General features: G+C 69.9%; 10 protein-coding genes. 5 read left to right on the top strand and 5 right to left on the bottom strand.

Annotated features, from left to right (window positions below):
* Positions 1-45: 45 nt before the first annotated feature.
* From ACTWQO_RS09265 to ACTWQO_RS09275, 3 genes are all read right to left on the bottom strand, one after another.
* A complete protein-coding gene (locus ACTWQO_RS09265; protein ID WP_443236726.1) occupies positions 46-333 on the bottom strand; it encodes a gas vesicle protein GvpO in 288 nt (95 codons plus the stop codon).
* A 372-nt stretch (positions 334-705) separates the two neighbouring features.
* A complete protein-coding gene (locus ACTWQO_RS09270; protein ID WP_443236727.1) occupies positions 706-1,596 on the bottom strand; it encodes an SDR family oxidoreductase in 891 nt (296 codons plus the stop codon).
* A gap of 103 nt (positions 1,597-1,699) precedes the next feature.
* Entirely contained in the window at positions 1,700-2,719 is a 1,020-nt protein-coding gene (locus ACTWQO_RS09275; RefSeq protein WP_443236728.1) for a sigma-70 family RNA polymerase sigma factor, read from the bottom strand.
* 297 nt (positions 2,720-3,016) lie between these two features.
* Between ACTWQO_RS09275 and ACTWQO_RS09280 the strand changes: the two genes are divergently transcribed.
* Entirely contained in the window at positions 3,017-4,534 is a 1,518-nt protein-coding gene (locus tag ACTWQO_RS09280; RefSeq protein ID WP_443236729.1) for an FAD-dependent monooxygenase, read from the top strand.
* 228 nt (positions 4,535-4,762) lie between these two features.
* On the opposite strand, the gene ACTWQO_RS09285 is transcribed toward ACTWQO_RS09280, so the two are convergent.
* Positions 4,763-4,939, bottom strand: a complete 177-nt coding sequence (locus ACTWQO_RS09285) for a hypothetical protein (protein WP_443236730.1) — start codon at positions 4,937-4,939, stop codon at positions 4,763-4,765.
* A 285-nt stretch (positions 4,940-5,224) separates the two neighbouring features.
* On the opposite strand from ACTWQO_RS09285, the gene ACTWQO_RS09290 reads away from it, so the two are divergent.
* A complete protein-coding gene (locus tag ACTWQO_RS09290) occupies positions 5,225-5,701 on the top strand; it encodes an SRPBCC family protein (RefSeq protein WP_443236731.1) in 477 nt (158 codons plus the stop codon).
* Between the two features lie 289 nt (positions 5,702-5,990).
* On the opposite strand, the gene ACTWQO_RS09295 is transcribed toward ACTWQO_RS09290, so the two are convergent.
* Complete coding sequence (locus ACTWQO_RS09295) at positions 5,991-6,317, bottom strand: helix-turn-helix transcriptional regulator (protein ID WP_443236732.1); 327 nt, start codon at positions 6,315-6,317, stop codon at positions 5,991-5,993.
* A 124-nt stretch (positions 6,318-6,441) separates the two neighbouring features.
* Between ACTWQO_RS09295 and ACTWQO_RS09300 the strand changes: the two genes are divergently transcribed.
* From ACTWQO_RS09300 to ACTWQO_RS09310, 3 genes are all read left to right on the top strand, one after another.
* Entirely contained in the window at positions 6,442-7,146 is a 705-nt protein-coding gene (locus ACTWQO_RS09300) for an ANTAR domain-containing protein (protein WP_443236733.1), read from the top strand.
* A gap of 195 nt (positions 7,147-7,341) precedes the next feature.
* Positions 7,342-8,106: a HipA family kinase gene (locus tag ACTWQO_RS09305; protein WP_443236734.1), complete on the top strand. Its 765-nt coding sequence runs from the start codon at positions 7,342-7,344 to the stop codon at positions 8,104-8,106.
* On the top strand, positions 8,103-8,552 hold the full coding sequence (locus ACTWQO_RS09310) for a DUF3037 domain-containing protein (RefSeq protein WP_443236735.1): 450 nt from the start codon (positions 8,103-8,105) through the stop codon (positions 8,550-8,552). Before ACTWQO_RS09305 ends, ACTWQO_RS09310 begins: the two co-directional genes overlap by 4 nt.
* Positions 8,553-8,625: the final 73 nt, after the last annotated feature.

Genomic DNA, 8,625 nt, shown 5'->3' on the forward strand with positions numbered 1-8,625 from the left:
TCTGCCGTCCTCCTTGCCGGGGAAGGGCTCGCCGCGGGCGGCGGCCTACTGGCCGCCGGAGCGGTCTCGGTCGGAGCGCCCCCGCTCGTAGCGGAGGACGCGCCGGTAACCGGTGAGCTGTCCCTGTTCGTCGAGGTCGACCTGATAGCTCGCCATGAGGCTCATCGTGTCCGGGACCCGGGCGAGTTCGAGGACTTCGATCGCCAGGGACCAGCCGCCGTCCGTCTTCTCGAAGGACGACACCGTCTCCGCTGTCATGCCGATCATGTCGCCGAGTTGGTCGCGCGCCCGGCGCAGGACCTCTATCGGCGTCGGCCGGTCGTCGTCCGTCATGGCGTCGTCCTTGCTCCGCCCGCTTCCAGTACGTCGGTCTGCGGTTATGCGTGATTTCTATGAGCTTTGTGAGGTTTATGGGTTTTCGCCCACCTTCAACCGTATTCGAGTGGCCCGTAGCCTCTTGGCTAAACCTTCACGAATGGCGCAGACACGGTAGGAGTGTGAGTGCGGCGCGTCGGCTGCCCGTGTTCGACGGGGGCGGTCGGATGCTGCGGAAGGCGTTTCCCGACCGAAGGACTCTACGTGCCGCTGCGCGGCATCCGCATGTCCGCGGCCTTCGACTCCACCCTGCACCTCAGCTTCGACGTACGCGGCGGGCTCCTCGTCCGGCAGACAAGGTGCGGCGCCGCGAAGCGGGTTCCTCCGGGGCTACGGAAGTGGCGTCCCGCCTGTCGCGTTGAGGATCTCAGCGGTGACGAAGCTGGCCTCCTGAGAGGCGAGGTAGACGTACGCGGGAGCGAGTTCGGCGGGTTGGGCCGGGCGGCCCAGAGGGCTCTGCTTGCCGAACTCGACCGTGTCGGGCATCGTCGCGGGGATCAGAGGCGTCCACACCGGTCCCGGGGCGACCGCGTTGACGCGGATACCGCGGTCGACGAGCATCTGGGCCAGCCCCTGGGTGAAGGTCACGATCGCGGCTTTCGTCATCGCGTAGTCCAGCAGGTGCGGGCTCGGCTTGTAGGCCTGCACCGACGTGGAGTTGATGACGCTGCCGCCCTCGGGAATGTGCGGCAGGGCGAACTTCGTCAGCCAGAACATGCCGTAGAGGTTGGTGCGCATCACCCGGTCGAACTGCTCGGTCGGGATCGCCTCGATGCCGTCGGGCTGGGACATCTGGTAGGCGGCGTTGTTCACCAGGACGTCGATGCGCCCGAACTCCCCGGCCGCACGCTCGATCAGGGCGCGGCAGTTGTCCTCCTCGCGGATGTCGCAGGAGACGGCGACCGCCTTGCGGCCGGCATCCTCCACGAGACGGGACGTTTCACGGGCCTCGTCCGCCTCCTCCTTGAGGTAGGTGAAGAGCACGTCGGCACCCTCCCGGGCGAAGGCCAGGGCCACGGCCCGCCCGATGCCGGAGTCGCCGCCGGTGATGACGGTCTCGCGGCCTTCCAGCCGGCCGGCGCCTTGGTAGCTCTCCTCGCCGTGGTCGGGTGGCGGGTCCATCGGCCCGGTCCATCCGGGGTGCGGCTGGTCCTGCGAGGGAAAGTCGGGGCGCGGGTGCTGGGTGGCCGGGTTCTGCTGGGTGTGCTGCGGATCGGTCACGACGGCCTCCTGACCGCTGTGCGGGCGCGAACGCTGACCGGGTTCCCGCCTCGCCCCCACCCGAAAGCCCGTCGCGGACGCGCGTCAGCAGCGCATCAGGGGCTCAGCTCGCCCACGTCAGCAGGCGCTGCCCCGTCTCGGGGGACCGCAGCCTTGCCAGTGACTGCTTCTCCAGCTGGCGTACGCGCTCGCGTGTGAGGCCCACGTGCCGTGCGACCTGTTCGAGGGTGCGCTGCTCTCCGTCGTGCAGGCCGTAGCGGAGGCTGAGGATCATGGCCTCGCGGGGCGCGAGGGTGCCGATGGCCCTCCTCAGGTCCTGCGCGAGTGCCTGGTACTCGGCGACGTCCGCGGCCTGCAGCACCTCGGTGTCGGGGATGAGGTCGCCGATCACCGTCTCACCGGTTTCGTCGACCGGCGTGTCCAGGCTGACCGCCTGCCGCCCGACACGGCGCAGCCAGCCGACCCGGGCCTCGGAGAAGCCGCTGTCCCGGGCGACCTCCTCGGCGGTGGGCTCACGACCCAGGTCGAGCTGCAGACGCCGTTCGATCTTGCCGAGCTTCCGCAGCTCCTCCACCACGTGCATCGGCAGCCGTACGGCCCTGGCGTGCTGGGCGAGGCCTCGCTCGATCGCCTGGCGGATCCACCAGGTCGCGTACGTGGAGAACTTGAAGCCCTTGGTGTGGTCGAACTTCTCCACCGCCCGGATCAGCCCCAGGTTGCCCTCCTGGATGACGTCGAGCAGGGGCACACCCCGGTGGGCGTGCCGCTTGGCCATCGCCACCACGAGCCGGAGGTTGGCCCGGATCATGTGGTCCTTGGCGGCCTTGCCGTCGCGGGCGACCGCGTCGAGTTCCCGGCGCCGCCCCGGGGCCAGGTCGCGCTCGCCGACGTCGGCCTCCCGCAGTTCCTCGACGGCACGCACTCCGGCCTCGATGCGCTGGGCCAGCCGTACCTCGTCCTCCGCGGTCAGCAGTGGGGTCGCCGCGATCTGGGCCAGGTACTGGCCGAGTAGATCCGGTTCCTCGTCGGGTTCGGGAACCCGGCCGCGCGAACGTGCGGAACGTGTGGAGGCACGACGGCTCACTCGGGGTTCCGTCGCGGGAGTCTGGGTCAGGGGAGGCATCCTCACGGCCTTTCGTCCGTTCTGGTCGCCTTCATTGCCGGTGGTCCGGGTACCCGACGCGCCCGCGACGAACCGGCTGGGGTCCACCGAAACGCGGTCAGCGCCGCACGGGTTCCCGGGGCGGACGGACAGCGCGGCGCAGGGGGATGTCGTAGAAGCTGCCCCCGCTTCGCGACACTTCGCCCGGCTGCGCGCCCGCGCCGCGAGTTTATGGGCCTGCCGTGAGGGCACGCGGCCACGAGGTCGTGGTGACGGCAGGGTCCCGCGTATCGCGTCGGACCGGGCGGAGGACCGGAGATGACCGACAAGGCCCCGGACATGGACGTTCTGGTGGTGGGCGCCGGCCCCACCGGGCTGCTGCTCGCGGCCGAACTCGCCCAGGCAGGCGTCGCGACGACGCTCGTGGAGCGCCGCCACACCGAGTCCAATCTCACCCGGGCGTTCGCCGTCCACGCTCGCACGCTGGAAGTCCTCGACGCGAGGGGGATGGCCGACGAACTGGTCGCTGGGGGCGTCACGGTCGACAGGCTCCGGGTGTTCGGCGCAGCCGAACTCGACCTGACACGGTTGCCCACCCGCTTTCCGTTCGTCCTGGTGACTCCGCAGTACGAGACCGAGCGTGTGCTGCGGGAGCGAGCCGAGGCCGTCGGCGTGGAGATCCGGTCGGGGACGGAGCTGGTCTCGCTGCGGCAGGACCCCGGCGGGGTCGAGGCCGAACTGCGCGGGCGTGACGGGACGGTGCGCACCGAGCGGACCTCGTACCTGGTCGGCGCCGATGGGGTGCACAGCACGGTGCGTCGCGCGGTGGGGCTGCCGTTCGTGGGCCGTTCCTCGGTGATGACTTCGGTGGTCCTGGCCGACGTGCGGCTCGCCGAGCCCCCGGCGGAGGTCCTCACCGCCAACGGCACCGGGGACGGCTTCGCCTTCGTCGCGCCCTTCGGTGACGGCTGGTACCGGGTCATCACCTGGTACCGGCACCGCCAGCTGCCCGACGACGCGCCCGCCACGCTGGAGGAGGTGCGCGAGGACACCCGCCGTGTGCTCGGCACCGACTACGGTATGCACGACGCCCGCTGGCTGTCGCGGTTCCACAACGACGAGCGCCAGACCCCGCACTACCGGCAGGGCCGGGTGCTGCTGGCCGGCGACGCGGCCCACACCCATTCGCCCGCCGGTGGGCAGGGTATGAACACCGGGCTGCAGGACGCCTTCAACCTCGGCTGGAAACTGGCCGCCATCGTGCACGGCCGCGCGGACGACGCGCTGTTGGACAGCTACGAAACCGAGCGCCATCCCGTCGGGGCGCGTGTGGTGCGCCTGACCGGGGCGCTCATCCGGCTCGTCGTACTGCGCCCGCCACCCCTACGGGCCGTGCGCGGGCTCGCCGGCCGGACCGCGCTGCGTGCCGGGCCCGTCGCCGACAAGGTGGCGGGGGCGCTATCGGGGATCGCGATCCGCTATCAGGCCGGGCCGGGCGGTCATCCGTCGGCGGGAGCACGGGCGCCCGACCTGCCGCTGTCCGGTGAGGGAGGGGTGAGCAGGCTGTACGAGGCGCTGCGGACGGGGAGGTTCGTCCTGCTGACGGCGGACCCGTCCGAGGCGGCCGCGCTCGACGGGCGGGTGGCGGACGCGGTCGACGTCCACGCTGTGGCGGACAGCCGCGCCACTGCCGTACCGCCGCTGATCCTCGTACGCCCGGACAGCTATGTCGCCTGGGCCACCGACGAACCCGACCCTGGACACCGCCGACGGGAGCTGACCGCCGCGCTGGACCGCTGGTGCGAAGCGCCGGACCGGTACGCGACCCGTAGGTGACGTGGGCCGTGAGACTCCGGTATCCGAGGTATCCGACCGGTGGCCCTCGAACGAGGCCGATGAGCCGTGACCGCGCGGGGGTTTCGTTTTCTCGACGCCGAGGGACAAGTGCGTGCTGGATGTCGCCGAGGCCCTCGCCTTGCCTTACGGGCCGTTGTCGAGGGGCACTTGAGCGACCGGGGGCTGACACACCGACGATCGACTCGTCCGTACCCACGTGACAGTGACTCAGTCCTCGCCCCGTACGACGTTCCAGTCATCCCCGCGCCGCAGCTGACCCGCGTCGCCGTCGATCGTCGCGCGCACGCAGGTACGTATGCTCTGGCCGCGTACGCGGCGTGCCCTCGCCCAGCCCGTTTCGAGTCGACGGACGGCGGGCGTCGTCTTCCTGGCTTCCACAGTCACGGCGGTTCATCTTCCTTCTGCACCCGGCCCGTCGCGGTCCGGTTCGTTCCGTCGCCCCGTTGGGCTCATACCTATTGCTCGTTGACCGAGTGTCCGTTCGGAGCTCCGGGAAACGTTGGCCAAGGCCAACGCCCGGTGGGGCGGCTGCAGAATCCGCGGTCGCTGCGTCAGGTGTTGCCCGCGCTGTCGGGAGTCTTCGTGCCGTCGGCATGGGTACTCGGTGCCGCACAGGCGCGCACGGCGCCGAGAGGGCCGGCGTGGCAGACGACTGCTGAGGAGGAAGAGATGAGCACGGTCAAGGAAACGGTGGATGTCGAGGTCCCCGTGCACACGGCCTACAACCAGTGGACGCAGTTCGAGGACTTCCCGAACTTCATGGAGGGCGTCGAGGAGGTCACGCAGCTCGACGACAGGCACAACCACTGGACCACCAAGATCGGCGGGGTACGGCGCGAGTTCGACACCGAGATCGTCGACCAGATGCCGGACGACAGGATCACCTGGAGGTCCATCGGCGGCGACTCCCAGCAGCGGGGATCCGTCCGCTTCCAGCGCCTGGACGACATGCACACCCGGGTGGAACTCACGATGGACGTCGAACCCACCGGTGCCGTCGAAAAGGGAGGGGACATGCTCGGCGTCGTCGACCGCCGGGTGAAGGGGGACCTGCGCCGCTTCAAGGACTACGTCGAGCACCGCGGCGGCGAAAGCGGTGCATGGCGTGGACGGATCCGGCCAGGAGATCCGAACGCACCCCTCTGATCACGAGACGCGCCGCTCACCGGTACCCGGTTGGCCCGCACGCGGACACGTGCTGTCGGCGTGCGGGCCCAGTCGATCCTGGGCTGGTCCCCCTCGTCCCCCTCGTCCGCCTCGCTGAGCGTTGCCCGTCGACCCGCCTCCGGAGAGCCTTGGTCAAGCTTGCTCGAGACGGCCGTCACTCATGTCTCCTTCGTCGCCCCCACTGAGCCTCCCTGCGGACCGCTCCTCCTGCACCACCCTTCCCGGCGGGCTGAGCCCTACGAGCCCACTGAATCAGCCGGTCGCAGGATCAGGTGACCGTCTGGTCGCGGCGGCTGTGGTCGTGCCGCTGGAGGAAGACGAGCAGATCGGCGACGGTGAGTCCGGTTTCCGCCGGGTGACGGAGGATGGTGTCCGGCTGGATGCGGTAGGCGTTGGTTCTGCCTTGCCGGGTGTGGGTGAGATAACCCTCGCCCTCCAGGTCAGCGATGATCTTCTGCACAGCCCTCTCGGTGAGCCGGCAGCGTGCGGCGATGTCGCGGATGCGGGTGGCGTGGTTGCTGGCGATGGCGGCCAGGACGCGTGCGTGATTGGTGAGGAACGTCCAGCCGGTGTGCGGCTCAGGGGCTTCGGCCATGCCCTCAGACTAGGGCATGATTTTCATGCATTCAAAAGCCTGAAACGAGTTTCCGGTATCTCTTGACGTGTAATGGTTGGCGGGGGAGTCTGAATTGGAGCCAACGCCCTCGCTGGAGGCCGCCATGCAGCAGTCACGGATCCCGTATCGCTCCGGCGCCGCGGACGGGGCGGCAGTCGACACTCCGGTGGACCTGGAGGAGGCCGTGCCATACGAACCGGCGATCCGGACGCTGGCGCACGACGGCAACGTGACCGTCAAGGTCTGCGGTGAGTTGGACATGGACAGCGAGGCACTGCTGCGGAGTGTGCTGGAGGACTCCGTCAGCCGGTGCGCACGCCGTGTGGAGCTGGACCTGAGCGGAGTCACGTTCTGCGACTGCTCGGCGCTGAACCTCCTGCTGGCCGCGCGGCGGCGTGCCGAGCGGCAAGGCAAACTCCTCACCATGCGGGCGTCCAGCCCCGCCGTACGCAGGCTCCTGGTCAAGACGGACACGTGGCCGCTGTTCGCGGACACCCAGCCGATGGAGGACGCTCTGAGCGAGGGTCAGGAAGACCTGCGGAACGAGGTCGCTCAACTGCGCCGCGCCATGCGCACGCGCCCGGTCATAGACCAGGCCACAGGCATCCTGATGGCCACGTTCTCGCTGAGCGCCGAGGATGCGTGGGCCGTGCTGGTCGCGGTCTCCCAGAACACGAACACCAAGCTCTACCAGGTAGCCGAGGAACTCCTGACGGCCATCCACGGCGAAGCGCTGCCCCCCACGCTGCAAACGCACTTGGCCGCGGCGGTGAACGAGCTTCGGGACGCAGCGCCAACGTCCGGCTGACTCGGGAACGTCGTCGCGGCGGCTCGGACCTTCCTCATCCGCGATCACCCTCGGTTACTATGCTCACTTCATGCCGGAGGCCGGAAGCGAGAGGCGCACTGTCTCCCCAGGGCCGCTGACGGGTGATTCCCACAGCCGCACCCCTCCAACGGCGGTCGTGGATTGCAAGGCTGAAGAGATGGATGGCCCGGGAAAATGTTGAAAGAGGTCACCGCGACCCGTTACATCACGCCCCTGCGTGAGGGCGGCTCGCTGCCGGGGCTCGTCGAGGCCGACGACTTCGGGACCTACGTCATGAAGTTCACCGGCGCCGGACAGGGCCGCAAGACGCTGGTGGCCGAGGTGATGTGCGGCGAACTCGCCCGCCGGCTGGGCTTCCGCGTCCCCCGGCTCGTGACGATCGACCTCGACCCGGTCCTCGGGCTTGGCGAACCCGACCAGCAGGTGCAGGAGTTGCTCAAGTCCAGCGGCGGCACCAACCTCGGCATGGACTTCCTGTCGGGCGCGCTCGGCTTCGACCCGCTCGCCTTCGAGGTGACCCCCGAGGAGGCCGGGCGGATCGTCTGGTTCGACGCGTTGGTGGGCAACGTCGACCGGTCCTGGCGCAACCCCAACCTGCTGATGTGGCACGGCGACCTGTGGCTCATCGACCACGGCGCCACGATGATCTGGCACCACAACTGGCCCGGCGCCGAGACCTCGGCGGCCCGCCCGTACGACGCCTCGGACCACGCGCTGGCCCGCTTCGCCCCCGATGTCGCCGGCGCCGCCGCCGACCTCGCGCCGCGCGTCACCGAGGACCTGCTCGCCGAGGTCGTCGCGGAGATCCCGGACGCCTGGCTGGCCGGTGAACCGGGCTTCGACACACCCGACGATCTCCGGCGGGCCTATGCGCGCCCTCTGCTCGCTCGCGCCGCCGTCGTTCACGAGCGTGTCACCGGAATCGAGGAGGGCAAGTGAGCGAGCGCCACATTCACATGGCCGGCCATGTGGTGGAACGCCACATCATCCGGGGCGGCGAGCAGAACGACCGGGACGTCTTCGAGTACGCCCTCCTGCGGCTCGTCCCCCGCATCGAGCGCGGCGAGTGCGTCAATGCGGGCGTGCTGGTGTACTGCCGGGCCCAGGGTTACGTCGGCGCCCGCACCCACCTCGACGAGGCGCGGCTGCTCGCCCTCGACCCGGGCGCGGACGTGGCCGGCATCCGGGCCGCCCTCGGAGCCGTCGAGAGGGTCTGCGCCGGCGGCGAGGCCGCGGGGCAGGCCGGTGTCGACGACGCCGGGCGGCGCTTTCGCTGGCTGATCGCGCCCCGTTCCACGGTCGTCCAGCCGGGGCCCGTGCACACCGGACTCACGTCGGATCCGGCGGCCGAGGCGCAGCGGCTGCTCGATCTGTTGGTGAAGTGACCGACCGGGTAATGGATCACATGCGCGCGGTTGCCGTTGACACCGCGTGCCAGGGCTTCTAGCGTCACGTCAT

The sequence above is a fragment of the Streptomyces sp. 4N124 genome (assembly GCF_052245395.1).
Classification (GTDB): domain Bacteria; phylum Actinomycetota; class Actinomycetes; order Streptomycetales; family Streptomycetaceae; genus Streptomyces.